General features: G+C 69.1%; 26 protein-coding genes. 14 read left to right on the plus strand and 12 right to left on the minus strand.

What is annotated here, in order from left to right:
- Positions 1-151: 151 nt before the first annotated feature.
- A complete protein-coding gene (locus tag OG558_RS15925) occupies positions 152-919 on the minus strand; it encodes a response regulator transcription factor (RefSeq protein WP_329483956.1) in 768 nt (255 codons plus the stop codon).
- Complete coding sequence (locus tag OG558_RS15930) at positions 898-2,256, minus strand: sensor histidine kinase (RefSeq protein ID WP_405072174.1); 1,359 nt, start codon at positions 2,254-2,256, stop codon at positions 898-900. The genes OG558_RS15925 and OG558_RS15930 overlap by 22 nt, the downstream gene beginning before the upstream one ends.
- A gap of 180 nt (positions 2,257-2,436) precedes the next feature.
- Here OG558_RS15930 and OG558_RS15935 point away from each other — a divergent pair, with 180 nt between their 5' ends.
- The 3 genes from OG558_RS15935 (at position 2,437) to OG558_RS15945 (ending at position 3,990) form a co-directional block, all read left to right on the plus strand.
- A complete protein-coding gene (locus OG558_RS15935) occupies positions 2,437-3,132 on the plus strand; it encodes a D-alanyl-D-alanine carboxypeptidase family protein (protein WP_405070962.1) in 696 nt (231 codons plus the stop codon).
- 24 nt (positions 3,133-3,156) lie between these two features.
- Complete coding sequence (locus OG558_RS15940; RefSeq protein WP_329483958.1) at positions 3,157-3,528, plus strand: hypothetical protein; 372 nt, start codon at positions 3,157-3,159, stop codon at positions 3,526-3,528.
- A 75-nt stretch (positions 3,529-3,603) separates the two neighbouring features.
- Positions 3,604-3,990 carry a pilus assembly protein CpaE gene (locus OG558_RS15945; protein ID WP_405070963.1) on the plus strand — a complete coding sequence of 129 codons (387 nt, stop codon included), beginning with the start codon at positions 3,604-3,606 and terminating at the stop codon, positions 3,988-3,990.
- Positions 3,991-3,998: 8 nt separating this feature from the next.
- Here OG558_RS15945 and OG558_RS15950 read toward each other — a convergent pair whose 3' ends face one another.
- Positions 3,999-4,481: an adenosine-specific kinase gene (locus OG558_RS15950; protein WP_405070964.1), complete on the minus strand. Its 483-nt coding sequence runs from the start codon at positions 4,479-4,481 to the stop codon at positions 3,999-4,001.
- A 167-nt stretch (positions 4,482-4,648) separates the two neighbouring features.
- On the opposite strand from OG558_RS15950, the gene OG558_RS15955 reads away from it, so the two are divergent.
- The 6 genes from OG558_RS15955 to OG558_RS15980 all read left to right on the plus strand — a co-directional run bounded on the left by OG558_RS15955 (position 4,649) and on the right by OG558_RS15980 (position 9,492).
- Entirely contained in the window at positions 4,649-5,662 is a 1,014-nt protein-coding gene (locus OG558_RS15955) for an ornithine cyclodeaminase family protein (protein WP_405070965.1), read from the plus strand.
- Positions 5,662-7,017 carry an aromatic amino acid lyase gene (locus OG558_RS15960; protein WP_405070966.1) on the plus strand — a complete coding sequence of 452 codons (1,356 nt, stop codon included), beginning with the start codon at positions 5,662-5,664 and terminating at the stop codon, positions 7,015-7,017. The genes OG558_RS15955 and OG558_RS15960 overlap by 1 nt, the downstream gene beginning before the upstream one ends.
- Before the next feature lie 187 nt (positions 7,018-7,204).
- Positions 7,205-7,858, plus strand: coding sequence for a hypothetical protein (locus OG558_RS15965; protein ID WP_405070967.1), 654 nt, complete (start codon positions 7,205-7,207; stop codon positions 7,856-7,858).
- Between the two features lie 91 nt (positions 7,859-7,949).
- The gene (locus OG558_RS15970; protein WP_405070968.1) at positions 7,950-8,255 is read left to right on the plus strand and encodes an ArsR/SmtB family transcription factor; all 306 of its coding nucleotides are present in this window, start codon (positions 7,950-7,952) and stop codon (positions 8,253-8,255) included.
- The gene (locus OG558_RS15975; protein ID WP_405070969.1) at positions 8,252-8,740 is read left to right on the plus strand and encodes an SRPBCC domain-containing protein; all 489 of its coding nucleotides are present in this window, start codon (positions 8,252-8,254) and stop codon (positions 8,738-8,740) included. The genes OG558_RS15970 and OG558_RS15975 overlap by 4 nt, the downstream gene beginning before the upstream one ends.
- Complete coding sequence (locus tag OG558_RS15980; RefSeq protein ID WP_405070970.1) at positions 8,737-9,492, plus strand: SDR family NAD(P)-dependent oxidoreductase; 756 nt, start codon at positions 8,737-8,739, stop codon at positions 9,490-9,492. The genes OG558_RS15975 and OG558_RS15980 overlap by 4 nt, the downstream gene beginning before the upstream one ends.
- Before the next feature lie 61 nt (positions 9,493-9,553).
- Here the strand turns inward: OG558_RS15980 and OG558_RS15985 are convergent, their stop codons facing one another.
- From OG558_RS15985 to OG558_RS15995, 3 genes are all read right to left on the minus strand, one after another.
- Positions 9,554-10,747 (minus strand): NAD(P)/FAD-dependent oxidoreductase, encoded by a 1,194-nt coding sequence (locus OG558_RS15985; protein WP_405070971.1) that lies wholly within the window; start codon positions 10,745-10,747, stop codon positions 9,554-9,556.
- Positions 10,748-10,861: 114 nt separating this feature from the next.
- Positions 10,862-12,406, minus strand: a complete 1,545-nt coding sequence (locus OG558_RS15990; protein WP_405070972.1) for an aldehyde dehydrogenase family protein — start codon at positions 12,404-12,406, stop codon at positions 10,862-10,864.
- Positions 12,407-12,438: 32 nt separating this feature from the next.
- Entirely contained in the window at positions 12,439-13,020 is a 582-nt protein-coding gene (locus OG558_RS15995) for a hypothetical protein (protein ID WP_405070973.1), read from the minus strand.
- Positions 13,021-13,108: 88 nt separating this feature from the next.
- On the opposite strand from OG558_RS15995, the gene OG558_RS16000 reads away from it, so the two are divergent.
- Positions 13,109-13,627: a DUF1992 domain-containing protein gene (locus OG558_RS16000; RefSeq protein ID WP_405070974.1), complete on the plus strand. Its 519-nt coding sequence runs from the start codon at positions 13,109-13,111 to the stop codon at positions 13,625-13,627.
- On the opposite strand, the gene OG558_RS16005 is transcribed toward OG558_RS16000, so the two are convergent.
- Positions 13,581-15,752 (minus strand): thiamine pyrophosphate-dependent enzyme, encoded by a 2,172-nt coding sequence (locus OG558_RS16005; RefSeq protein WP_405070975.1) that lies wholly within the window; start codon positions 15,750-15,752, stop codon positions 13,581-13,583. The two genes, OG558_RS16000 and OG558_RS16005, sit on opposite strands and share 47 nt — an antisense overlap.
- 148 nt (positions 15,753-15,900) lie before the next feature.
- Between OG558_RS16005 and OG558_RS16010 the strand changes: the two genes are divergently transcribed.
- Positions 15,901-16,563, plus strand: coding sequence for a hypothetical protein (locus tag OG558_RS16010; RefSeq protein WP_405070976.1), 663 nt, complete (start codon positions 15,901-15,903; stop codon positions 16,561-16,563).
- Between the two features lie 29 nt (positions 16,564-16,592).
- Here the strand turns inward: OG558_RS16010 and OG558_RS16015 are convergent, their stop codons facing one another.
- The 3 genes from OG558_RS16015 to OG558_RS16025 form a co-directional block, all read right to left on the minus strand.
- On the minus strand, positions 16,593-17,459 hold the full coding sequence (locus tag OG558_RS16015; RefSeq protein ID WP_405070977.1) for a hypothetical protein: 867 nt from the start codon (positions 17,457-17,459) through the stop codon (positions 16,593-16,595).
- Positions 17,460-17,546: 87 nt separating this feature from the next.
- Entirely contained in the window at positions 17,547-18,350 is an 804-nt protein-coding gene (locus OG558_RS16020; RefSeq protein WP_405070978.1) for a sigma-70 family RNA polymerase sigma factor, read from the minus strand.
- A 101-nt stretch (positions 18,351-18,451) separates the two neighbouring features.
- Entirely contained in the window at positions 18,452-19,366 is a 915-nt protein-coding gene (locus tag OG558_RS16025) for a DMT family transporter (RefSeq protein ID WP_405070979.1), read from the minus strand.
- On the opposite strand from OG558_RS16025, the gene OG558_RS16030 reads away from it, so the two are divergent.
- The 3 genes from OG558_RS16030 (at position 19,365) to OG558_RS16040 (ending at position 22,640) form a co-directional block, all read left to right on the plus strand.
- Positions 19,365-20,786, plus strand: a complete 1,422-nt coding sequence (locus tag OG558_RS16030; protein WP_405070980.1) for a PLP-dependent aminotransferase family protein — start codon at positions 19,365-19,367, stop codon at positions 20,784-20,786. The two genes, OG558_RS16025 and OG558_RS16030, sit on opposite strands and share 2 nt — an antisense overlap.
- Before the next feature lie 43 nt (positions 20,787-20,829).
- The gene (locus tag OG558_RS16035; protein ID WP_405070981.1) at positions 20,830-21,555 is read left to right on the plus strand and encodes an NIPSNAP family protein; all 726 of its coding nucleotides are present in this window, start codon (positions 20,830-20,832) and stop codon (positions 21,553-21,555) included.
- 149 nt (positions 21,556-21,704) lie between these two features.
- Positions 21,705-22,640, plus strand: a complete 936-nt coding sequence (locus OG558_RS16040) for an RIO1 family regulatory kinase/ATPase (protein ID WP_329483978.1) — start codon at positions 21,705-21,707, stop codon at positions 22,638-22,640.
- On the opposite strand, the gene OG558_RS16045 is transcribed toward OG558_RS16040, so the two are convergent.
- Positions 22,624-23,715: a tannase/feruloyl esterase family alpha/beta hydrolase gene (locus OG558_RS16045; RefSeq protein WP_405070982.1), complete on the minus strand. Its 1,092-nt coding sequence runs from the start codon at positions 23,713-23,715 to the stop codon at positions 22,624-22,626. The genes OG558_RS16040 and OG558_RS16045 overlap by 17 nt on opposite strands.
- A complete protein-coding gene (locus OG558_RS16050; RefSeq protein ID WP_405070983.1) occupies positions 23,712-25,376 on the minus strand; it encodes an FAD-binding dehydrogenase in 1,665 nt (554 codons plus the stop codon). The genes OG558_RS16045 and OG558_RS16050 overlap by 4 nt, the downstream gene beginning before the upstream one ends.
- Positions 25,377-25,389: the final 13 nt, after the last annotated feature.

The following is a 25,389-nucleotide window of genomic DNA, read 5'->3' on the forward strand; positions in this document are numbered from 1 at the left end:
GTTCGCGAAGCACTCTTGAAGGTATGACCGGAGACTTCCTCCCGCGGCGCCGGCAGGCGTCGATCCTCAGCCAAGCCCTGACCATCGTGATTGTGCTCGCCGTCGTGGGCCTGGCTGTGTATCTGTTCTCCTAGTGTCCCGTAAGCGGACACTAGGAGTCCCAGCGGACGTCGGCCTCGCCCGGGCGGACCACGCCGGCCTCGTAGGCGACCACGACCGCCTGCACCCGGCTGGACAGGCCCAGCTTCGACAGCACGCTGCTGACGTGGGTCTTCACCGTCGTCTCGCTGACGAACAGCTTGGTGGCCAGGTCCCGGTTCGACAGGCCGCGGGCCATCCAGACCAGGATCTCCCGCTCCCGCTCGCTCAGATGTCCCAGCAGCCCGACCCACCGCGGATCCGGTTGCGCCGGCACGGGTTCCGCCGTACCGCCGACCTGGCGCTCGAGCTCCATGCACCGCTCCAGCAGCACCCGCGTCGACGCCGGGTCGACCAGCGAGTCGCCCCGGTACACCGCGCGTACCGCTGACACCAGCAGGTCCGGATCAGTGTCCTTGAGCAGGAACCCGGACGCCCCGGCCCGGACCGCGCTCAGGACGTACGCCTCGTCGTCGAACGTCGTCAGCACCAGTACGGCGGGACGCGAACGGCCGGCCGCCTTGTTGGCGGACGTGATCCGCTCGGTCGCGACCAGCCCGTCCATCACCGGCATCCGGATGTCCATCAGGACCACGTCCGGGTCGTACTGCTCGATCAGCCGGAGCGCCTCCTCGCCGTCCCCGGCCTGGGCGACCGTGGTCAGGTCCGGTTCGTGGTCGAGGATCATCGCCAGACCCATCCGGATCACGCCCTGGTCGTCGGCGACCAGGATCCGGATCTGCCCGGACTCCGGCTCGTTCAGTTCTGCGGCGGCAGCCATGCCTGCACCCTCCATCCACCCAAGGGGCCGGCCGCGACGGCCAGTGTGCCGCCGACCGCCGTCGCCCGTTCCCGCATCCCGATCAGTCCGTTGCCGCGGCCGCTCTCGCTGCGCCGGGCGGTCTCCAGCACGTTCACCGGCGGCGGGCCGCCGCTGCCGTTGTCGTCGATGGTCAGCAGCTCGCCCTCCGGCCCACTCTGCCAGGTGACCCGGGCGGCGGTCGCCTTGGCGTGGACCATCACGTTGGTCAGCGCCTCCTGGATGATCCGGACCGCGGTCAGATCGGTGGCCGAGGTCAGCTGCCGCTGCCGCGACGGCAGGTTCATGCTCACGTCGATGCCGACGGCCTTCAGCCGGTCGCCCATCCGCGCGACGTCGGACAGGTCCGGGACCGGCGTGGTCCCGCCGCCGGAGCCCGGCGACGCTCCGTCGACGCCCGGCGAGGCGGTGTTGAGGACCCGGACCGTCTCCCGCATCGCGGTCAGCGCTTCCTTGCCGCTGGCAATGATCCAGCGGATCGCCTCCCGCAGCACCTCGGGCCGCTGGTCGGCCACCCGGTCGGCGGCCTGGGCCCGGATCACCACCGCGCTGACGTGGTGGGAGATGACGTCGTGCAGGTCGCGGGCGATCCGGGTGCGTTCCGCGACGGCGGCCCGCTCGGCCTCGACCGCGCGTAGCCGGACCAGTTCGGCGTTCCGCTGCTCCAGCAAGGCGACCGACTTCCGCCGCCGCCGGGCGTCCGCACCGAGCAGCACCATGCCGCAGATCAGCGCCTCGGCGAACACGAACAGCGACACGTCGATGTAGCTGTAGAGGCTCGACAGATCCCTGGGCAGCTTCTGGTACCGATCGCCGTACAGGATCGCGCGGTTCGCGTGGCTGAGGACGATCGCGACCACGGTCGGCAGGCCGATCATCAGCGCGGCCAGGCTGCCCATGGTGAAGAACAGACAGGTGAAGCGCCGTACGCCGCTCGATGCCGCCAGATACCCGACGACGAGGAGCGGGACCAGGTGGATCTCGGACTGCAGCGCGGCGTCGCTGATCTCGGGCTGGCCGAAGACCGTGATCCCGACCTGGGCGGCCAGGCCGGTGCCGACCGCGGCGTACAGGAAGGGGTAGAGCACCGAGACGATCACCAGCATCGTGCGCGGGATCCGTCGGCCGAAGGCGACCGTGGCGACCAGGAAGACGCCGGTCACCACCGAGACGGCCGGATTCTGCGGCCGCAGGCCGCTGCCGTTGATGAGGTTCAGCGCCGCGAACCAGACCAGCCCGATGAGCGCAGCGAGCAGCAGATCCTGCTGCGGCTGCGCCAACCGGCGCCAGATACTCATCACGTCGCCCAGCGTAGTCAGCCGCCGTTCGCCGAGGCTTCATCTGCCCGGAGGGGCAGGCTCTCCAACTTTTGGAGGAGGCTCGGCGTCCGAATTGATACTCAGGGGCTACGGATGGGACGTCAGGACGGTCCCTGGGACCGATGTGCCGACCCCGCCCGATCCGAGAGGCTGTACCCCATGAGGAACGACCTGCGCCCGCGCCGAACCGGCGCGGTGCGGACGCGGTTGCTGTCCGTGACCGGTGGTGTGGTCGCCGTGGGGGTGGTCGGTTCGCTGCTGCTCTGGCATGCGCAACTGGGGGACATGCTCGGTCTGGCCGCGGACAAGGAGCCGGTGGTGTCGAGCGTGAGCGCACCGGCAGTCGGCGCGCCGCCCGCGACGAAGCCGACGCACACTCCGACCCACTCACCGTCCACTCCGCCGAAGACGACCAGGACGCCGAAGCCGCCGAAGAAGCCGGTCAGGACGACGAAGGTGTCGGCCGAGGAGAGCATCGACGGGTTGTCGCCGAAGCTGAAGGCGCGACTGAAGCGGGCGATGGCAGCCGCGAAGGCCGACGGCGTCACGATCCGGATCACCTCGGCCCGGCGGAGCGCGACCAAGCAGCAGCGGCTGCTGAACGAGGCGATCAAGAAGTACGGCTCGTACAAGCTGGCGACCCGGTGGGTGCTGCCGCCGAAGTACTCCGCCCACGTGCTGGGCAAGGCCGTGGACGTCGGTCCGGCGGCCGCCATGACCTGGCTGAACAAGAACGGCTGGCGGTACGGCGTCTGCCGCCGCTACGACAACGAACCCTGGCACTTCGAGGCGCTGACCGCGCCCGGCACGAAGTGCCCACCGCGTGAACCCCACGCGGTGGCGAAGTCCGACTGATCCGACACCCAACGGGAGCTGACGATGACGATGACATACGCCCAACCGCTGCCCCGGCGCTACACGCGTGCGCGCCTCGCTGTCCCCGCCTTGTGGCGACAGGTGATTCGTGGCGGTGAGACGGGAGGCGAGACGATCGTGCCGGAGCCGGATCGCTCGGCGCACACCCAGTTGGACATCTACGACGGCATCCTGGCCGCGTTCGAGCGGCGGGACGAGGTCGCCGCGGTTGTGGCCGCCGCTGCCGACCGGCAGGCCGCGGTCAGCGGGCTGCGCTTGCGGCTCGGGCTGAGTCAGCTGCAGGCGTCCGCACTCGTCGACCTGCCGCTGACCGACGACTGCCGGGACCGGATCGCCCACCGCGCCGAGGAGCTCCGGGCCGCCCTCCGTCACTGAGGCGCGCGGCCGCACCACCACCCCCGCGGCTCGCCCGGACCTGCGGGGGTTGAACGGCGCGGGGAGGATGGAGGGGTGATCACGATCGAGCAGGCCGGGCGACTGCGCAAGGCCGGGGTGCTGTGGGCGCCCGCGGCAGGGGATCGTTTCGTCGTACCGGACCGGGACATGGACGAGGACGTGTTCGTGGTGAGCGACATGACCGTCGAGGTGCACGACTACCAGGGCAGCAAGGTGATCGGCTTCAACGGCACCACCGAGTGGGCCCTGGACAGCATCGAGCAGCGCGAGGTCATCTGGCTCCCCCGCGAGGAGCAACTCCGCGCCCTCCTCGGCAACCACTTCCACACCCTCGAGGCCGTGCCCGGCGGCTTCCGGGTAGACCTCACCGACTCCACCCACACCGCCGACGACGCCGAACAGGCCTACGCCAAGGCCGTCATCCACCTCCTGGGTGCGTGACAGGGTCCCTACAGCTTGTAGCCGATCTGCCGGAGCAGCAGCTTGCGGTCGGTCTGATCTGACTCGCTCTCGACGCCGAGTGGCGGCTGCCCGTCGATCACACCGATGATCCCGCGGCCGAGGTCGGTCTCGGCCACCAGGACTTCGACCGCGTTGGCGGTAGCGCAGAAGATCCCGCAAATCTCCGGCACCTGCCGCATGGCGGGGAGGACGTTGACCGGATAACCCTCGCGTAGGAACACGATGAACGAGTGGCCGGCAGCGATGGCCTGCGCGTTCTCGACCGCGAGTTCGACGAGGTCGGGATCGTTGCCGGAGTGGCGGATCAGCCGCAGCCCGGACGCCTCGCAGAACGCCAGCCCGAAGCGCAGGTGCGGGCTGACCCCGATCAGGGCCTCGTGCAGATCCTCGACGGTCTTGATGAAGTGAGACTGCCCGATGATCACATTGAGGTCGTCGGGCTTGGTGACTGGAACAGCTGTCAGGTCCACACGGCCATGCTGCCCCTCGAAAGGTGTGGCAGGAAGAAGCAGCAGCGCCGTCGGCGTGCAGATGAACAGGACGTACATCTCTACGTATGTCGCCTCGGCACGCTCAGGCGGTCCCACCTTGTGGCCGGTAGGTGGACTACCTCCTGTCCGTATGTACCGTCGTGAAGGTGACGGACGGGATCTGGTTGCGGTTTCTGAGTGGGCCGGAGATCGACTCGCTGGGGCTGACCCGGCTGGAGATCGTGGACGCGGTCGAGGATGCGGTGCGTGAGCACGGCGACGGGCGAACCAGCTTCGAACCGCGGGTGCACCTGATGCCGCACAACGGCGGCATCGGCCATTTCAACGTCCTGCGTGGTCACCTCGACGGGCTCGGCGAGCACGGCATCAGCGGGGTCAAGGTGGTCGGCGACTTCGTCCCGAACTACCAGAAGGGCCTGCCGAGCGAGCTGGCGATGGCGACCCTGTTCGACCCGACCACCGGCGTACCGCTCGCGGTGCTGGACGCGACCATGATCACCGCGGCCCGGACCGGCGCGATGACCACGGTCGGCGCCCGCTACCTGGCCCGGCCGGACAGCAAGATCCTCGCCCACGCGGGTGCTCGCGGTACGGCGTGCTGGAACGTGACGATGCTCGACGACCTCTTCGACCTGGACGAGATCCGGGTGACCTCGAAGCGGGCAGAGTCCCGGGAGAAGTTCGCGGCCGAACTGTCCGTCGAGTTGTCCACACCGGTGCGAGCGATGGCGACGGCGGAGGAGGCGTTCGACGGGGCCGACGTACTGGTCGAGGCGACGCGGTTGACCGAGCCGGAGCCGCTGGTGCGGACGGCGGCGGTGAAGCCGGGTGCGTTCGTCGTGCCGTACGGGACGATCAGCGCGGTCGAGCTCGATCTGCTGGACGTGATGGACAAGGTGGTCGTCGACGATTGGCGGGAGGCGCAGTCGGGGCGGTTCGGGTCGTTGCGGCGGCATGTGGACACCGGGCGGCTGTCGCCGGCGACCTTGTACGCCGAGCTCGGTGAGATCGTGGCCGGCCGCAAGCCGGGCCGGGAGAACGATGCCGAGCGCAACCTTTTCTGGCACCGCGGGCTGTCACTGCTCGACGTCGCGATCGCTCACCTCATCCTGCGCAAGGCCGAGACGGCGAACGTCGGCACGATGCTGCGCTTCCACTGATGATCAACGAACCCGCAGACCTCGATCCGGCCTCCACCGAGCCGATCACCATCGCCCAGCCCCTCCTGGATCGCCTGGCCGCGATTCGCTCCAGCGTCCTGCAGGCTCTCTCGACCGGCGATGCCGTCTACGGCGTCAACACCGGAATGGGCAACCTCAGCAAGATCCGGCTGTCCGAGCACGAGCAGCGCATCCACCAACGCAACCTGCTGCTCGGCCGCGCGGTCGGCGGCCCGCCCTGGCTCCCGGCCGACGAAGCCCGAGCCGTCCTGATCGGCCGCCTGAAGACCTTCCTCACCGGCGACGCGGGGGTCTCGGTCGAGCTCATCGGACAGTTGGTCGACTACATCAACAGCGGACAGGTGCCGAAGATCCCCGTCGAAGGAGCAGGCTCAGCCGGCGAGATCATCCCCCTCGCCCACGCCTTCGCTCCGTTGGTGACCGGGCCGGACTCGTTCGAGCTCGGCCCGAAGGAGGGCATCGCCTTGCTCGCCGGGATCCCCGGGGCCACCGGACGAGCTGCTCTCCACTCCACGCGGGTACGCCGTCTCGCCGACAACCTGAGTGCGGTTGCTGCCGGGGCGATCGCTGTGGTCGGCGCCAACCGCGCGCCGTACCAGCCGGCGGCTGCCCGGGGTGACGACCTCCTGGCCGCTGAATTCATCCGGATCCGCGAGTTGGCCGGGGCCGAGCCCGAGCCGCAAGCCCTTCAAGCACCTGTGTCGTTTCGCGTTGCGGGTCACGTGATCGCGCAGGTCCGGCGGACCCTGCGGGCCTTGGACGAGGCGGTCGAGCGCGCGTTCAACGGTGTGACGGACTCACCGGCGTACCTGGACGGTGAGTTCGTCGGGACGGCCGGGTTCCACGGCATCGACCTGGCCGCGCACTGCGATCACCTGACCGCTTCACTCGCCCACGCCGCCGAGGTCTCGACCGCCCGGCTGCACCGCTTGTTCGACCCGCGAGTGACCGGCCTGCCTGCCCAGCTGGCCCGCGAGCCCGGCCCGCAGGCCGGGCTCGTCGCCGTCCACAAGCGAGCCGTCGCCACCACCCACTATCTCCGCCGCCTCACGTTGCCCACGGCAATCAGTACGGCGGAGACCTCGAACGGTCAGGAGGACGTCCAGTCGTTCTCCTGGGAGGCCGTCGGCGTCCTCGCCGAGGCGATCCGCCGCACCCGCGAGACGACCGCCTGCGAACTCCTGGCCGTCCGGCAGGCGTTCGCCCTGTCGAACCGCCCGATCCCGGCCGGCCTCCGCAACCTCATGGGCGCGGTCGATGCCGTCGTACCTCCGATCGAAGCGGATCGCCCGTTCGGCGAAGACCTGACCAGACTGCTGGACGAGGTGCTCTAGCCCTCGGCCATCCGGTACGGCCGACCTGACTCGATGGCTGTCCCATCCATGGGTTGATCGAAAAGCCAGCGCGACACGCCGGTGGTGAGAAGCCGTAAGTAGCTTGCGTGGGGCCTGTGTCGTTGGCCTGGGTGTTCAGTCGATCCACTAGCCTGACCAGGGTCCGAGGCGGAGATGGGGGAGTTTCTTGAAGCGGTTCGTGGTCCCGCCGACCTGGCCGTCGCCGCCCCGCCGCAGTTGGGTCCCACCGAAAACCTGGCGTCCCGATCCGTCCTGGGCGCCGGCTCCCGAGGGCTGGCAGTTCTGGGTCGACGGCAAGGGCAAACCGGTCCGCGGCCCGATCGGCCGGTACGGCGGTCCGTCCCGCCGGGTGATGTACGCCGGAGCCGGCGCGCTGGTCCTCTTCCTCGCAGTCAACATCTGGGCGGTGTCCGCGCTCGGCCTGTTCGGTGGCGACTCCGGTGACCCGCAGGCTGTCCAGGTCGTCGACGACAGTACGCCGACACCGTCCGCGAGCCCGTCGCCCGTCGTGCCGCAGCCCACCACGCCGCCACCGGTGCCGAAGGCGACCGTGACGCCGACCCAGAAGCCCACGCAGCGGCCGACCCAGCCGACCAAGACCCGGACCACCGTGCGCCCCACCGAGGAGCAGACCGACCCGACGCCGACCAAGACCGCGACCACGGCGAAGAAGACCCCCAAGCCGCCGCGCACGAGCACGCCGCCGACGCGGGAAGAGATCTTAAGGCAGTACTGCCTCCAGCGGGGCTGGGATCCCAAGTGGTGCGACCCGAACAACTGGCCCCAAGACCCGGCCGGCACTCCGCGCCACGGTCCCTGAGTTCCCTCCTGCCGGTTGACAACCGGAGGACTCCGCCTGCATTCTTAACCACATGGTTTTACAACCAGATGGTTATGATCGACTGAGCGGGGTGTTCGCGGCGCTGGCGGATCCGACCCGGCGGGCGATCCTGCGGCAGCTCCGCGACGGTGACGCGACCGTCGCCGAGCTCGCCAAGCCGTTCACGATGTCGCAGCCGGCCGTCTCCAAGCACCTCAAGGTGCTCGAGCAGGCCGGCCTGATCAGCCGCACGCAGCGGGCGACCGCCCGGTTGAGCCATCTCGAGGCCGAACCGCTGCGGGCGGCCGTCGGCTGGCTGATGGACTACCGCGCCTACTGGGCGGAGAGCTTCGACCGTCTGGACAGACTGCTCGACGAACTGAAGGACGAGTCATGAGCGAGATGCGGGTGATCGCGAAGCCCGGCGTACCGCAGGTCATCATCACCAGAGAGTTCAGAGCACCGCGAGAGCTGCTGTTCCGCGCGTACACCGAGCCGGACCTGGTGGCGCGCTGGCTCGGCCCGGCCGGTCTCGAGCTGATCGTGAACCAACTGGATCCACAGCACGGCGGCAGGTGGCGCTGGACGCACTACGACGCCGATGGCAAGGGGTATGTCTTCCACGGGCTGTACCACGGGACGCCGACGCCGGAGCGGATCGTGCAGACGTACGAGTTCGACCAGCAGCCCGGGACCGTCTATCTGAATCTGATCACCTTCGACGAGGCCGGCGGCATCACCACGCTGCGGCAGAACACCGTGTTCTTCGCCGTCGAGGACCGCGACCTGTACGTCGCCGGCGGCATGGAACGCGGCATCCGGGCGTCGATGCAACAACTCGACGACCTCGTCACCGAACTGGCCAAGGAGAGCCACTCATGATGCTCACCGGAAAGAACGCGATCGTGTACGGCGCGGCCGGCCCGATCGGCACCGCGGTCGCCAAGGCCTTCGCAGCCGAAGGCGCGACGGTGTATCTCGCCGGGCGTACGGCGACGAAGCTCGACCTGGTCGCGGACGAGATCCGCGCCGCGGGCGGGACCGCGGAGACTGGCGTGGTCGACGCGCTCGACGAGCGGTCGGTCGACGAGCACGCGAACGCCGTGGCGGCCGCGGCCGGCGGCATCGACATCTCGTTCAACCTGATCGGCAACCGGCAGTTCTTCGGGACGCCGCTGATCGAGATGTCCCTCGCGGACGTCGAGCTGCCGGTGTCGACGATGGTCCGCACCTTCTATCTCACGTCGCGCGCGGCCGCCCGGCACATGACCCAGCGCGGCTCGGGTGTCATCCTGACCTTCGGCGGATACGGCCCTCCGACGGCGAACCTCGGCGCGTTCCAGGTCGGCTTCGGCGCGGTCGAAGCGCTCCGTCGCAGTCTCGCCTGCGAGCTGGGACCACACGGCATCAGGGTGCTCACGCTGCAGACCGGCGGCATCCCCGAGGCGATTCCGGACAGCTACGGCGAGAAGGCCAAACAGAGCCTGGCCAAGGACACGGCCGCACGCACGATGCTCCAGCGGGCCGCAACGCTCGCCGATGTCGGCGCGCTGGCGACCTTCGCCGCCTCCGACCTAGCCCGCTCCATGACAGCCACCGCCCTCAACCTCACCGCCGGCGCAGTCGTCGACTGAGGCTCGTTACGTCCGAAGAAATGAGCGCTATGGGCCACACTTCTTCGGACGTTGCGAGGTGTCAGACGATGTTTCGTTCGGCGCGTGCAGCAGATGTGTGAAAGCGGCGGGCGTCGAGTGGGCTGATGTCGACGAACGGCTCGCGGCCGAGGTAGAGGTCGCGGATGATCTCGCCGACGGCCGGTCCCTGCAGGAAGCCGTGGCCGGAAAACCCTGTGGCGTAAAGGAATCTGGACACTCCGTCGGCCTCGCCGATGAGCGCGTTGTGATCCGGAGTCACCTCGTAGAGGCCGGCCCAGCCGCCGGTCAGGCCGACGTCGAGCAACGAGGGTGCGCGCCTGGTCATCGCCTCGGTCAGCCGGGGGAGCCAGGTGTCGGTCCGGTTCAGGTGGAAGCCGGGTTGCTCGTCGGGGTCCGACATCCCGACCAGCAGGCCGGGACCCTCGCGGTGGAAGTAGAACGTGCTGCTGAAGTCGATCGTCATCGGGAGGCCGGCCGGAAGGTCCGGGATCGCCTCGGTGACGACGATCTGCCGCCGCAACGGCGTGACCGGCAACTCGACCCCGACCAACTCGGCGAGCGGCGCCGACCAGGCGCCGGCCACGCAGATGACCGTGCCGGTGCGTACGTCGCCACGGCTGGTCCGGACCGCGGTGATGTGGTTGCCGAGGGCATCGATACCGAGGACCTCGCACCCGGTGGCCAAGGTGGCGCCGAGCCGGCGGGCCGCGGTCGCATAGCCGAGTACGACGGACTCCGGCGTACAGTGCCCGTCCGCCGGGGAGAAGCAGGCGCCGGCCAGGCCGTCCGGCGCGAGGATCGGTGCCAGACCGACCGCTTCGTCGACGTCGATCATCCGGGTCGGCTGGCCGGCCGCGTTCTGCAGACGGGTGCTCTCGCGGAACAGTTCGAGCTGGCCGGCCGTCTCGAGCAGGAACAGGTAGCCGACACGTTGCAGGTCGATCTCCTGGCCGGGTCGCTCGCCGAACCGCGCGAACGCCTCCAGACTGCGGGCGCCCAGCGCGATGTTCAGCTCGTCGGAGAAGTTGGCCCGCACTCCACCGGCCGCCTTCGAGGTCGAGCCCGAGCCGAGTTCGTTGCGTTCCAGCAGCAGCACGTTCGCCACGCCGGCTTCGGCGAGGTGGAACGCGATGCTCGTGCCCATCACGCCACCGCCGACGATCACTACGTCGGCGGCTCCCGGCAAGTGCGCCGCCATCAGCGCCCGCCGAGCCGCGTCGCCATCAGCTGACACCGCCGAGCCCCGGTGCCAACTGCCGGGGGCTTGAACAGGTTCTGGTGGGCCAGGACAGGTTATTTCGTGTCCGAGGACCCGAGTGCATGTCCCAGCCCCCCAAATGCGGTCTCGTCACGGCAGCCGGTAGTCGAGATCAGCCTCGACCGTCTCGACGTCCATCTGCGCCTTCTGCAGTTTGCCGGAGTAGTCCCAGTTCATCGACTGCCAGCGGGTGAACTGGTCGAGCACCCAGATCCCGCTCTGCCGAGAGCCGTTGCCGGACTTGCCGTTGCCGCCGAACGGCAGATGCGCCTCGGCGCCGGAGGTCGAGTTGTTCACACTCACCATCCCGGCCGAGATCCCCTGCGCGAACCGGAACGCCTTGTTCGGGTCGGTGGTGTAGATCGAGCTGGACAGGCCGTAGCCAGACTTGTTGCCAAGGGCAATTGCCTCGTCGAGTGTCGTGTACGTCGCGACCCCTACGACGGGACCGAAGGTCTCATTCAGGAACAACTCGTCGTCCGGCCGCACGCCGGCCACGATCACCGGGTGATAGAACAACCCGGCCGACGGATCGCCGACGAAACCGGCCCGCGGGTGCTCCGCGGTGACCCGTCCGGTCGCGCCGATCACCCGGTGGTGGGCCGCGATCCAGCCCAGCGACTTCTCGAACCCGGCCGCGAACTTCTCGTCCAGCAACGGACCGAACAGCACGTCCTGCGTCGGATCGCCCATCGCCGCACTCGCAACGGCCCGGCCGAACCGGTCGACGAACTCGTCGTGCACCGACCGGTGGACGATCGCCGTACCGAGTGAGGTGCACCGCTGACCCGCCGTACCGAAGCCGGAGAACAGGGCGCCCTCGACGGCCAGGTCGAGGTCGGCGTCCTCGGTGATCACCATCGGGTTCTTGCCGCCGAGCTCGAGGCAAGGTGTCTGCAGGTGCCGGCCGCAGAGCTCGCCGATCCGGCTGCCGACCGCGCTCGACCCGGTGAAGCCGACCTTGTTGATCAGTCCGGCCCGCAAGGCCTGCTCGAGTCCGGTGAACGTGTCCGGCCCGTCGGCGTACACGACGTTGAAGACGCCCGCGGGTACGCCTGAGTGCGCGAAGATCTCGTAGAACGCGTCGGAGACCACCGCGGAGTACTCCGCCGGCTTCCAGACGACCGTGTTGCCGCAGAGCAGCGCGGGGACGATGTACCAGGACGGTACGGCGACCGGGAAGTTGCCGGCCGTGATCACCGCGACCGTGCCGACCGGGCGGCGGAACGTGAACAGCTGCTTGTCGGGCATCTCGGACGGGACGGTCTGCCCGTACAGCCGGCGACCCTCGCCGATGAAGAAGTCGCAGGTGTCGATGATCTCCTGGACCTCGCCGCGCGCCTCCGCGATCGGCTTCCCGATCTCGCGCGTGACGAGTGCCGCGAGCCGCTCCTTGTTGGCGGTCATCAGCCGGCCGACTGCTGCGATCACCTGCCCACGCTGCGGCGCCGGCGTCGCCGCCCACGCACCCTGCGCCGCCCGGGCCGCCTCGGCCGCGCGCACGAACACCTCAGGCCCCGCACTGCCGACCGTTCCCACGACATCGCTGAGCTGAGCCGGGTTGGTCGACGGAGTACGCCGTACCGCTTCCGCCACTCGCTCGCCACCGACAACGGACAGCACCTCGACGGCCATGCGGCGTCCCCTTCCTGGTAGGAGCTTCCACCTTATGTGCGGGGCGGCACCTTCTGGTCGGGGTAGAGATCCGGGATCGGGATGGGCATCCGCCAGAGCCGGGACTCGGGGTGGATCATGCCGTGGCGGACAGCGACGTACCGGAGCAGGCGGAGCGGGCCGGCAATCAGGAGGAACGCCAGCGGGAGCTCGACCAGGCAAGCACTCAGCAGCGCCTGGGTGAGGTCGCCGCCGCGCTGACTCGTCATCACGTCGAACCAGGCGTCGCAGATCAGCAGCACTCCGGAGGCGAACGCGGCCGGGAAGACGAACTGCTTGCGCTTCCAGCCCGCGAGCGCGGTCAGGGTCAGCATGGCGACCAGCAGGATGTCGAACCCGACCCAGGTAGCGACCCAGTTCCGCGCGACGTAGTGGCTGGGCAGGGTGATAGCCAGGTAGACGGTCCACGGGATCAGGGCGGCCACGCAGACCAGCATCAGCGCGGTCCGGAACTTGCGGATCCGGTCGATCGTGCGCCGCGACGGCATCCCGGGCGGGCGGGGCGCCAGCCGCAGGATCAGGTCCCGTCGCTCGGCCGGCGTCATCGCTGCGATCTCTTCGTCGGTCAGGTCCACCTCCCCAGTATGTCTTGTGATTGCATTCACAAGCCGATAAACTGAGCCGCGCGAAGCAACTGTCGATGAGGACAGATGGAGTGTGGGTATGACCGAGCGCAAGCCACCGGGCATGAGTACCCAGGATTGGGTCCGGGCCCAGGTCCAGCAGGCCGCGAATGCGGGCGAGTTCGACAACCTGGCGTTGGCGGGCAAGCCGCTGACCAAGTTGGCCGCTCCGCACGACCCGGACTGGTGGGTGAAGGACTTCATCCGCCGCGAGCAGATCGAGACCGACGCGCTGCTGCCGCCGGCGGTGCTGCTCCGCAAGGAGAAGCAGAAGGTGCAGGAGACCGTCGCGCGGATGCGGCGCGAGTCAGAGGTGCGGGACTACCTCGCGGATCTGAACAAGCGCATCCTGATCAGCATCCGCGACACCACCGGCCCGGTCGCTCCGGTCGGCACGGTCAACGAGGAAGCGGTCCTGGCGCACTGGAAGGCCGAGCGCCCGGAGCCGGCCCGCCCACAGTCGGTCGCCGAGCCTGAACGGTCGGCCAAGAAGTCGTTCTGGCAGCGGCTGTTCAGCAGAGCAGTTCGCGGGCCGCGGTCTCGATGGTCTGTTCGCTGAGCAGGACGTGGTGGGCGGCCGCGCCCAGCGGGACGTAGGAGTCGTGGCTCGTCACCCGGGCCAGCCGACCGGTGTAGCCGTGGTCGATCAGCGTGGCCAGGACGCCTTCGGAGACACCACCGGACCGCCGGGTCTCGTCGACGACCAGGACTCGGCCAGTTGTGGTTGCCTCGCGCAACAGATCGTCCACCGGCAGCGGCGCCAGCCAGCGCAGGTCGAGGACCCGGATGCCCGGCACCCGGGCCGCCACCCGCAGACTCATCGGCACGCCGTTGCCGAACGTCACGACGGTCAGCTCCGTCCCGTCGCCGTACGTCCGGCCGCGCCCGATCGGCACCGGCACGTCCGGGTACGACGCCACCCACTGGTCGTCCCCGTCGTCGTACAGATCGCGCCGGTGGTAGAGCGCGATCGGCTCGAGGAACACGCTGACCGTGCCCGACGATCGCGCGGCCGCCGCGCAGGCATGCAGCATCGCGGCCGCGTCGTCCGGCCGGGACGGTGACGCGATCACGATCCCGGGGATGTCTCGGAGGACGCCGATCGCGTCGTCGTTGTGGAAGTGGCCGCCGAACCCCTTCTGGTAGCCGTAGCCGGCGACCCGCAGGACCATCGGGTTCGCGTACTGCTCCTGGGAGAAGAACTTCAGCGACGCCGCCTCGCCGCGGAGCTGGTCCTCGGCGTTGTGCAGGTAGGCGAGGTACTGGATCTCCGGGATCGGCAGCAGTCCCGAGACGCCTGCGCCCAACCCCAGGCCGAGAATGGACTGCTCGTCCAGCAAGGTGTCGAACACCCGGGCCGGGCCAAATGACTTCTGCAGCCCGCGCGTGACGCCGTACACCCCGCCCTTGCGGCCGACATCCTCGCCGAAGACCATCGCCTCCGGGTAGGACGCGAGTACGTCGCTCAGGGCCTGGTTGATCGACTGGCTCAGGGTCAGTCGCTCCGTCGTCTTCGACCGCTGAGGCAACGAGGTCGCGACGGCCTCCGGGTCGGGGAAGCGCAGGGGCGCGGCGACAGCCTCGGCCGACGACAGCTGCGGCAGGCCCGCGACCTCGGCGGCGATCCCCATCGCCTCGGACCGCTTGTCCTCGTAAATCTCGATGATGTCGTCCGCTGTCAGCCCAGTGCCGAGGAGCAGGCGCGCCGTACCGAGGAGTGGGTCGAGCTCCTCGTCCGCGGCCAGCTCGGCGGGACTCCGGTACGCCGCTTCCACATCGGAGCCGGCGTGGCCGAGCAGGCGGACGGTGCGCAGCCGCAGGAAGGCCGGTCGCCGATTGCGCCGGACGAAGGTGGCCGCCTCTGTCGCGATGGTCAGCGTCGCGGCGAGGTCCGTGCCGTCGGCGTCGAAGTACCGCAGGCCGGGTCGCTGCCCGTACGCCTGCCGGATCCAGCCGTCCGGGGTGCGCACGCTGATGCCGATGCCGTTGTCCTCACAGACCAGCAGCAGCGGCATCGGCAGACCCTGGTACGACGCGTGCAGGGCGGCGTTGATCGCGCCGGTCGCGGTGGAGTGGTTCGCGGAGGCGTCGCCGAAGCTGGTCACCACGATCGCGTCGGCCGGCCACGGCGACGGTACGCCGAGCTTCCCTGACCGGTTCAGTGAGAACGCGACGCCCATCGCCCGTGGCAGGTGGGACGCGATCGTCGAGGTCTGCGGAATGATCGCCAGGTCGTGCCGGCCGAACACCTTGTGCCGGCCGCCGGCGATCGGCTCTGTGGTCGCCGCCGCGACGCCGAGGAGGATGTCGCGGAGGCCTTCCTTCGAGCCGCACTGGTCGGCGCGGGTGAGGTAGAAGGCGCCGGACCGGTAGTGCAGGAGCGCCGGATCCGTCGGTCGGAGAGCGGCGGCGACGGCCGCGTTTCCCTCGTGGCCGGCCGAGCCGATCGTGTAGAACCCGCTGCCCTGCGACTGCATCCAGCGCGCCGCCAGGTCGGCATGACGACTCCCGAGCTGGGCGTCGTACAGGCTCCGCAGCAGTTCGGCGGGTTGGTCCCACGGGGCCGGCATGAGCCCACGCACCCGCTCGGCGAACCGCTCGTCGACGGCGTTCACGCGCACCACTCCAAGCTCCTCATCAGTTCCATGATCGGCGAAGAACGCCCGGACCACAGCTTGGCCCACGGACTGAGCACCCATGCTCGACCCAGTCCGGGTCTATCAGGAGTGGATCGGTGGGGCGGGCTCAGGGAACCGTGACGGGGGGTGGTTCGTTCTCCGGGGTAGCAGGTGTCTGTGAGGTGAACGTGTCGGCGGTGAGTGAGTAGTGGTGATGCGTCTTTCCCCGGTGGTGCGGCGGATAGCGATCGCGGCTGGTCTGGGGGTGGGGACCACCGGGGTGCTGTCCGGCATTCTGCTGCTGGGTCCGCTCGCCTCATCGATCCTGCTGGCCGTGGTGTTCGCGGTGGTGTGGCCGCTTGCCGCGGTGATCCGGCAGGTGAACGACGATGCGCCGTTCCAATCACCGGTGATAGTCGCGGCCGCATCCGCGGCCGCCGTGCTGTGCCTGCCGGGGCTGGTGCGAATGCTGGCGTGGGGTGCGCTCGGGCTGGCGGCGGCGCTGGTCCTCGCGGCGGTGTTCGTGCTGATCGACCTCGTCGTACCGGAGCGGCGGCCGCGGCTGTCACGGCAGCAGCGGACACTCACGCGGATGAGTGAGACCCACTTCTTCGAGGACGAGGCGCTGATCGCGTCGCTCAAGTGCCCGCTCAGCATCGAGGAGCTCTGCGGGGTCTGGGCCGAGACCGCCACCCAGCTCGCGCAGGGCGCGGGACCACGGGATCGCCAGGCGGTCGCCGAAGTACGCCGGATCTGCCTGGACGAATTCGAGCGCCGCAACCCCGACGGCTTCCACCGCTGGCTCGACGCCGGCGCCCCCGCCAACCCGAGCAGCTACCTGCTGCCTACGCCGGGAGACGGCCCCACAACCCTCTGACCGACGCGTCAGGCCGGTACCCAGGTCAGTCAGAGCCGGTTGTATCGCTTCCGTGCCTCGCGGCTGTGTTTCTGGGCGTCGCGGGCGGCTCGCCGGGCTTCGTCCAGCTCGGCGCCGAGTCGTTTGACCTGCTCCTGGGCCACGGCCAGCGCTTCGCGGGCGTCGTCGAGCTGGTTGTCGAGGTCCTCGACCGTCGCCTCGGCTTTCTGGGCCGCGGTGACCGCGTCCTCGAACGCCTGCTTGGCCTTCGCCTTCTCGGCGGCCTCGCGTTCTTCCGCTTCGCGCTCCGCGGCCTCCCGCTTGCCGCGCGTGGCGGCCGACTCCTTGTCGGCCTCGGCCTGCTGCGCCTTCCGGCGATCGCGGGCGGCCTGCCGGCGTTCGTCGGTGAGCGGGGTGACGTTGGAGGGTTCGCCGTTCTCGTCGACGACGCCGAAACCGACGTGCCGCAGCGCGCTGCTCAACCGGCCTTCCCGCAGCGCGTCACCCGCGGCCGGATCGATCAAGGCGGCGTCGAGTGTCTCGCGCAGCTTCTGACCGACATCGGGGCTGACCTTCTGGCCTTCGTCCGAGGCCAGCCGGACAGCCTCCTTGGACAGCTTGTCCAGCAGCTGGTGGCGTTTCGGCGTCAGGTCCCGGAGCCGGTCGCCGTCGAGATCGGCGGTCGCCTCGCGGAACTCGTCGCCGAGCGCGAGCAGATCGTCGAGCTCGTCCGGCAGACTCCGGGCGACCAGGTTCGCCACCCAGGCGGCGACCGTCGGCTTGCGCATCGCCTTCAGCCGGGTCGACCCGAGCTGATCGCCATCAGCCTTCAGCTGCTTGGCCAGCTCGTTGCGAGTAGCAATGAAGTCGGCAGCCGGCGCCGCGTAGAGCGCATCCGCCGCCTCCTCGAAGTCCACGCTGCCGACGCTACCGTACCGATGAGCGGGTAGTGGTCGCCGTCAGCCCGCCGCGTGAGTCGTCTCCCCGCGTGGGCTCGCAGGCCACTACCCGTTCTTCGGTACGCCGTCCGGTGCGGCCAGGTCGGTGCGGAGCCGGTCGAGGATGCCGCGCAGCAGGCGGGACACCTGCATCTGGCTGACGCCGAGCTCGTGGCCGATCTCTTCCTGGGTGAAGCCGTTGCGGAACCGCAGCTCGAGGATGCGCTTGTCCCGGTCGCCGAGACCGGCGACGGCCGGCGTCAGGGTGTGCACGTTCTCGACCAGGTCGTACCCGTCCTCGGCGTCGGCCACCGTGTCGAGCAGGCTGGTGCCGCCCTCGGGCGCACCGGGCGCGTCCAGCGACAGCGTGCTGAAGCAGCCGCGGACCGAGCTGGCCTCGGCGATCTCGGCCGGATCAGTGCCGAGTGCCGCGGCGGTCTCCTCGTCGGTGGGGACATGCCCGAGGCGCTGGATGAGTTCGGGCTCGGCGGCTGCGATGCTGCCCTGCATCTCCTGGACCCGCCGCGGCGGCCGGACGGTCCACGCGCAGTCGCGGAAGTACCGTTTCAGCTCGCCTCTGATCGTCGGTACGGCGTACGACAGGAAGGCTGTGGACGCGTCGATCTTGTAGCCGTTGGCGGCCTTGACCAGGCCGAGGTAGGCGACCTGCTCGAGGTCGTCGGAGTCCACGCCCTTGCTGCGATACCGCGACGCGATCGAGCGGGCCACCGGGGCGTTCAGGATCACGACCTCGTCCAGGAGTTGCTGGTGGCGCGGATCCGGTGTGCTGTCGGCTTCGAGCAGGAGTTCATGGGTGGTGTCGGCGATGCGCTGTTTGGAGTCCTCAGTGCTGGGAGCTGCGGTCGTCACGGGAGAAACCTCGTCGTGTCGTCGTGCAGGTCGGTGGCATCACGGCTGAGCCACTACCTCCACCAGATCAAACTCGGCCGCCGCTTTCAAGTACTCAGCTCTTACACGTGTTTGAAACGAGTGCGTTGTGTGACGACGATGCAAAGAAGTACGACGACCGCGGTGATCGGAGCGGTCAGCGGGAGGTGCTCGTTCATCAGCAGCACCGACCACACCAAGGTGAGCAGGGGCTGGGCGAGCTGCAGCTGACTGGCCTTCGCGACGCCGATGATCCCCATGCCGCGATACCAGACGACGAACCCGCCGAGTTGCGAAATCCCAGCGATGTAAGCAAGGCCGACGAGACTCGACAGTGTCGGAGCGAAGCGTTCGTGCGGTACGGCGATCAGCGTGATGGCGAGGCTGATCGGCAGGGCGAGCACCACGGCCCAGGCGATCACATGCCATCCCGGCAGATGCCCGGCGAGCCGGCCGCCCTCGGCGTATCCGAGCGCGCAGACCAGCAGCGCCGCGACGAGATACAGGTCGGCGATCGACACGCTGCCGTGGTGCTGGGTCAGCGTGAACACGACGACCGCCGCCGCGCCCACCCCGGCCGCACCCCAGAACATCCCGGGCAGCCGCTTCCCCGTCATCACGGCCGAGGCGGAGGCTGTCGCGATCGGCAGCAGCCCGACCACTACCGCCGAGTGCGCGGTCGTCGACGTCTGCAACGCCAACGTGGTCAGCAGCGGAAACCCGATCACACACCCACCCGCAACAACCAGCAGCCCGGCCAGATCCCGCCGCTCCGGCCACCTGACCCGAAGCACACCCAGCAGCCCAGCCGCGAGCACCCCCGCCAACAGCCCCCGCGCCCCGGTCGCGGTCCACGGCCCCATCCCTCGAGTCGCCCAGACAGTCGCCGGAAAGCTGAGCGAGAAAGCAGCCACCCCGGCCAACGCCGCGACCGTCCCGGCCCCGATGGGCGGTATCGCTTTCCGTTGGGCGACAGTAGCGCTATCGTGACTTGTCATGGACCACGATAGCAGTCTGGGTGTGGTGGTCGGCCGGTTGCGGGCGGAGGTGACGTCCGCCGGGCCGGGTGGGCGGTTGCCGTCCAGCCGTGCGTTGGTGCGGCGGTGGGGGATCAGTCCGGTCACGTTGTCGCGGGCGGTCACAGTGTTGATGGCTGAAGGGGTTGTCAGCTCGCGGCCCGGGGCGGGCGTGTTCGTCAGCGAGCGTGCGCGGCGCCGACCGGCGACGTCGGCTGACCTGTCGTGGCAGGAGGAGGCGCTCAGGACGAGTCGGCCCGACATCGCGCCGATGATGCTGATGCTGGCGGCTCCCGCCGAAGGGGTCGTCGATCTGTCGACCGGTTACCTGCACGAGTCGCTTCAGCCGAGCAGGGCGCTGGCGGACGCGATCGGACGGGCGGGACGCCGGCCCGGGACCTGGACGCGTGCGCCGGCTGATGGGCTCCCCGAACTGCGGGCCTGGTTTGCGGCCGACATCGGTGGACGAGAGGGCTCTATCGGTGCGAACGACGTGCTGATCAGTTCAGGCGGCCAGACCGCGCTGGTGACCGCGTTGCGAGCCTTGACCGATCCTGGTCAAGCAGTGCTGGTCGAAGCCCCGACGTACCCGGGAACGCTCGCGGCTGCCGCCGCGGCCGGCCTGCGGACCGTCCCCGTCCCGGTCGACGCGGACGGCCTCCGGGTCGAGCTCCTCGAAGAGGCGTTCGCAACCTCAGGCGCCCGCGTGCTGGTCTGCCAACCACTGTTCCAGAACCCGACCGGTGCCGTACTCGCGCCGCCGCGCAGAGCGCGCTTGATGGAAGCGGTCCGCGCAGCCGGCGCCTTCGTCATCGAGGACGACTTCACCCGCCGCCTGGTCCACGATGACGCGCCCGACCTGCCCCAACCGCTGGCCGCGGACGACCTCGACGGTCACGTCGTCCACATCCGATCGCTGACCAAACCGACCTCGCCGAGCCTGCGCATCTCCGGTCTCACCGCGCGCGGAGCGGCGTACGCGCGGCTCCGCGACACCCACGTGATCAACAGCTTCTTCGTACCCAGGCCGATGCAGGAGACCGCACTGGAGTTGATGACGTCACCGTCCTACGCGACGCACCTCCGCCGACTGGCGGCGGCATTGCGGGAGCGACGGCAGGCGTTGACGCAGAGCCTGGCGGAGCGGAGTCCGCACCTGACGATCGACGCGGTCCGGCCCGGCGGCTATCACCTCTGGACCACACTGCCCGACGGAATGGTCGACGATCAGGTCGTCCCCGAAGCAGTTCGCCAAGGCGTCTCGGTCAGCCCGGGGCGGAACTTTTACCTGCCCGGCGGTCCGACCCGGCATCTGCGATTCAGCTATGCGGCCGCGGCGTCCGCCGACGAGATCGTCCGCGGCGTCGAACGACTCGACCAGGCGGTGCGGAAGTTGCGCTGAAGCCTGACAGCTTCTGTCAGGTTTCCCTGATTGACTCAAGCCTATGGACGAGTGCTGCGCCGTGGTCGACCTGCGTCAGTACACGCTGCATCCCGGGCAGCGTGACACTTTGATCGAGGTCTTCGACGACCACTTCGTCGAAGGGCAGGAAGCGGCCGGGATGCACATCGTCGGTCAGTTCCGCGATCTCGACGATCCCGACCGGTTCGTCTGGATCCGCGGCTTCGCCGACCTGCCCACCCGGGCCGAGGCGCTGAACGCGTTCTACTACGGCCCGATCTGGCGTGAGCACGCCGCGACCGCGAACAAGACGATGATCGACTCCGACAACGCGCTCCTCCTCGAACCGCTGCACCTCGGCCCGGCCTACCCGCGCCTGGATTCACCCCGCCCACCAAGAGGTACGACGGAGGTCCCCGGCTCGATCGTCGCCGGAGCCGTGTACCACCGTGGTTCGCCCGACGACGGCTTCGCCGAGTTCTTCACCGATCACGTCGTACCGGCGCTGACCGCCACCGGTGCCGAGCCGGTCGCGGCCTTCGAGACTTTGGTTGCCGAGAACAACTTTCCGGCGCTGCCGCTGCGGGACGAGGTCGTGCTCGCGTGGTTCGCCCGGTTCGACGACGAGGCGGCGTACGACGAGCATCGCCGGCGGCTCGCGGTGTCGGAGGTGTGGCAGCGGCAGGTGCTGCCGGAACTGGTCTGCCGGTCGGCCTCACCAGCCCAGGAGCTCCGCCTCCGGCCGACCGCACGTTCACAGCTGCGATAAATACGTTGCGCGCCCGGGAGCGGGCGTGCATGCTGGTTCAGCCGAGCGGCGACGAGCGCTGCCTGGACCTAAGGAGGGCTGACGGATGGCCATCACTGTGCTGCGGCATGTCCGCGTCAGTCTCACCTCAAGGTTCAGGAGCACACCAGATGTCTTCCGACGTCTTTCGTACCGAGCACGACCTTTCTGACAACTTCCCCGACTTCGACTCCCGCTGGGCCGATCTGACCCGCGACGAGTCCGAACCCGATCCCGCCGACGCGTTCGTCTTTCACTTCCAGGAAGTGGAAGAGACGCTGGGATCGGATCAGCGGTGGTCCACCTGGCTGGACGTCGAGCGCGGTTCTCGCGGCCCGGATCCACGACCCGACTGGGTCGTGACGGAACAGGCCGCGATCGACACCGAGCTCGGCGTCCTCAAAACCGGCAAGGAAGCCGACGTCTTCCTGGTCGAGCGCGCCGTCGAAGCCATCGGCGGCAACCCGGCCCGTTCCTCGTTGCTCGCCGCCAAGCGGTACCGCACCGAGGAACACCGGTCCTTTCATCGCAGTACGTCGTACGTCGAAGGGCGCCGTACCCGCAACAGCCGGGACACCCGCGCGATGGCGAAGAAGACCTCGCACGGCCGCAGCGTCGCCGCAGGGCAATGGGCGGGTGCCGAGTGGGGTGCGCTGTGCCAGCTGTGGAAGGCCGGCGTCCCGGTGCCGTACCCGGTGCAGGTCGACGGCACCGAGTTGCTGATGGAGTTCATCGACGACGGTGAGGGCGGTGCCGCGCCGCGGCTCGCCCAGGTCCGGCCGTCGAAGGAACTGCTCGGTCAGTACTTCGAGCAGGTCCGGCACGGGATGCGCGAGTTGGCCAGGGCGGGGTTGGCTCATGGCGACCTGTCGCCGTACAACGTCCTCGCCCAGGGGGATCGGATCGTGATGATCGACCTGCCTCAGGTCGTCGACATCGTCGGCAATCCGAAGGGCATGGACTTCCTGCTCCGGGACTGCCACAACATGGCGACCTGGTTCACCAACCGCGGGTTGGAGATCGACGAACAGGAGCTGTTCGCCGATCTGCTCAGCATGGTGTTCTGATCGCCTGCTGCAGCAGGGGGACGAGCGGTACCAGCTGGTCGGGGTAGACGTCGACGAGACCGTCGAGATGGTTGCCCGCCTCGACCCGCTGGTACGTGTGCAGGCCGGTCGGGGCTGCCAGCTCCGCGTAGGCATCGGAGTTCTGCGTGATCGGGAGCAGGCAGTCGTACGTCCCGTGGATCGTGTGCAGTGGCTTGCCGATCTTCCCGGTCAGCGCGAAGCGCTCGATCGCCCGGTGCGCCTCGGGCCGTTGCAGGTAGTCGTAGTCGGCTTCGCTGCCCGAGTACGACGGATCGAGTTCGGCGGTGTAGATCCGTTGGGTCAATGGCCAGTAGACCGTGTAGTGGTACTCCCAGAGGAAGTCCGACCGCGGATCGAATCCGGCCGCCGTGATCAGCTCCGGGGATTGTTGCTCATAGCCCCTGATTGCCAACGGCAGAGATCTGAACGGGTTGGGCCCGTCCACCGTCCACAACGTCCCTTCCAGGTCGACGCCGCGGGTGTAGAGCTCCGGATGATTCTCGAGTTGCCAACGGACCAGGTATCCGCCGTTCGAGACACCGGCCGCGATCACTTCGTCGGCCGGCCGGCCGTAGTGCTGCGTGACGGTCTCCCTGGCGGCCAGGGTGAGCTCGGTCATCCGGGCGTTCCACTCGACGATGGCGTCGCCCGGTTCGCGGCTGCCGGCGAAGAACTCGGCGCCGGTGTTGCCCTTGTCGGTGGCGGCGTACGCATAACCCAGCGAGAGGACGTAGTCGGAGATCGCCGTGTCGTTCGCGTACTGCGCTCGCACGCCGGGTGCACCGGAGACGACCAGGCTGCCGTTCCACGTCTCCGGCAGTCGGATGACGAACTGGGCGTCGTGGTTCCAGCCGTGGTTGGTATTCGTGTGCGTGCCGGACGGGAAGTAGCCGTCGAGCTGGATGCCGGGCACACCCGAGTGCGTGGGCAGACCGGCGTGGGTGGTGCCCACATAGTCCGCCGGGTTCGTGTGGCCGGACGCGACGGTGCCGGTCGTGGTCAGGTCGTCCAGCTCGGCGAGCTCCTGGTGCTCGGCGCCCGGGACGCGAGTCAAGAGATGGCCTTCGCTGCCGCGCGTCCCGCCGTACGTCCGGTGAAGAGGCAGCCGCCGACGAAGGTGCCTTCGAGCGAGCGGTAGCCGTGGATGCCGCCGCCGCCGAAGCCGGCCACCTCGCCGGCCGCGTAGACACCGGGCAGCGGCGTACCGTCGGCGCGCAGCACGCGGGAGTCCAGGTCGGTCTGCAGGCCGCCGAGCGACTTGCGGGTGAGGATGTTCAGCCGTACGGCGATCAGCGGGCCGGCCTTGGGATCGAGGATGCGATGCGGTGACGCGACCCGGATCAGCTTGTCGCCGCGATAGTTCCGGGCACCGCGCAGCGCGGTGATCTGCAGGTCCTTGGTGAACGTGTTCGTCAGCTCGCGGTCACGGGCGACGATCTGCCGCTCCAGGTCGTCCAGGTTGATCAGGTTGTCGCCGGTCAGGTCGTTCATCCCGCGGACCAGGTCCGGAAGGTTGCCGCGGACGACGAAGTCGGCACCCTTGTCCATGAACGCCTGCACCGGCGCGGTAGCACCGCCGCGCGCCCGGCCGAGCACACCCTTGATGTCCTTGCCGGTCAGGTCCGGGTTCTGTTCCTGGCCGGAGAGGGCGAACTCCTTCTCGATGATCTTCTGGGTGAGCACGAACCAGGTGTAGTCGTACCCGGTCGTCATGATGTGCTCGAGCGTCCCCAAGGTGTCGAAGCCGGGGAACAGTGGCACCGGCAGTCGCTTGCCGGTGGCATCGAACCAGAGCGAGGACGGACCGGGCAGGATCCGGATCCCGTGCATCGGCCAGATCGGGTCCCAGTTCTGGATGCCTTCGGTGTAGTGCCACATCCGGTCGCGGTTCACGTACCGGCCGCCGGCGTTCTCGGTGATCGCGAGCATCCGCCCGTCGACGTGCGCGGGGACGCCGGAGATCATCCGCTTCGGCGGCTCACCCATCCGCTTCGGCCACTGCGCGCGGACCAGATCGTGGTTGCCGCCGATGCCGCCGGACGTGACGATCACCGCCTGGGCGGTGAGGCTGAAGTCGCCGACCTCGACGCGCGAACTCGAGACCCCGCGCTCGACGTCGCTCGGCTCCAGCACCTTGCCCGCGACGCCGTCGACGACACCGCCGGTGACCGTCAGCTCGTCGACCCGATGCCGGAACCGGAACTCGACCAGACCCTTCGCGACCGCCTCCCGGACCCGCCGTTCGAACGGCGCGACCAGCCCCGGCCCGGTGCCCCAGGTGATGTGGAAGCGAGGGACCGAGTTCCCGTGACCGTCGGCGTTGTAGCCACCGCGTTCGGCCCAGCCGACCACGGGGAAGAACCGCACGCCCTGGGCATGCAGCCACGGGCGCTTCTCACCGGCCGCGAAGTCGACGTACGCCTCGGCCCACTGCCGGGCCCACTTGTCCTCGTCGTCGAGCCGGTCGAACCCGGCCGAGCCGAGCCAGTCCTGCAGCGCGAGGTCGCGCGAGTCCTTGATCCCCATCCGGCGTTGCTCGGGGGAGTTGACGAACATCAGCCCGCCGAACGACCAGAACGCCTGGCCGCCGAGGGACGCCTCCGGCTCCTGGTCCAGCAGCAGCACCTTCCGGCCCGCGTCGGCCAGCTCGGCCGTCGCGGCCAGCCCGGCCAGTCCCGCCCCGACAACGATCACATCGGCGTCCATGGTGTCCATGTATAGCGCAATT

The organism is Kribbella sp. NBC_01510 (genome assembly GCF_045040325.1).
Classification (GTDB): Bacteria; Actinomycetota; Actinomycetes; order Propionibacteriales; family Kribbellaceae; genus Kribbella.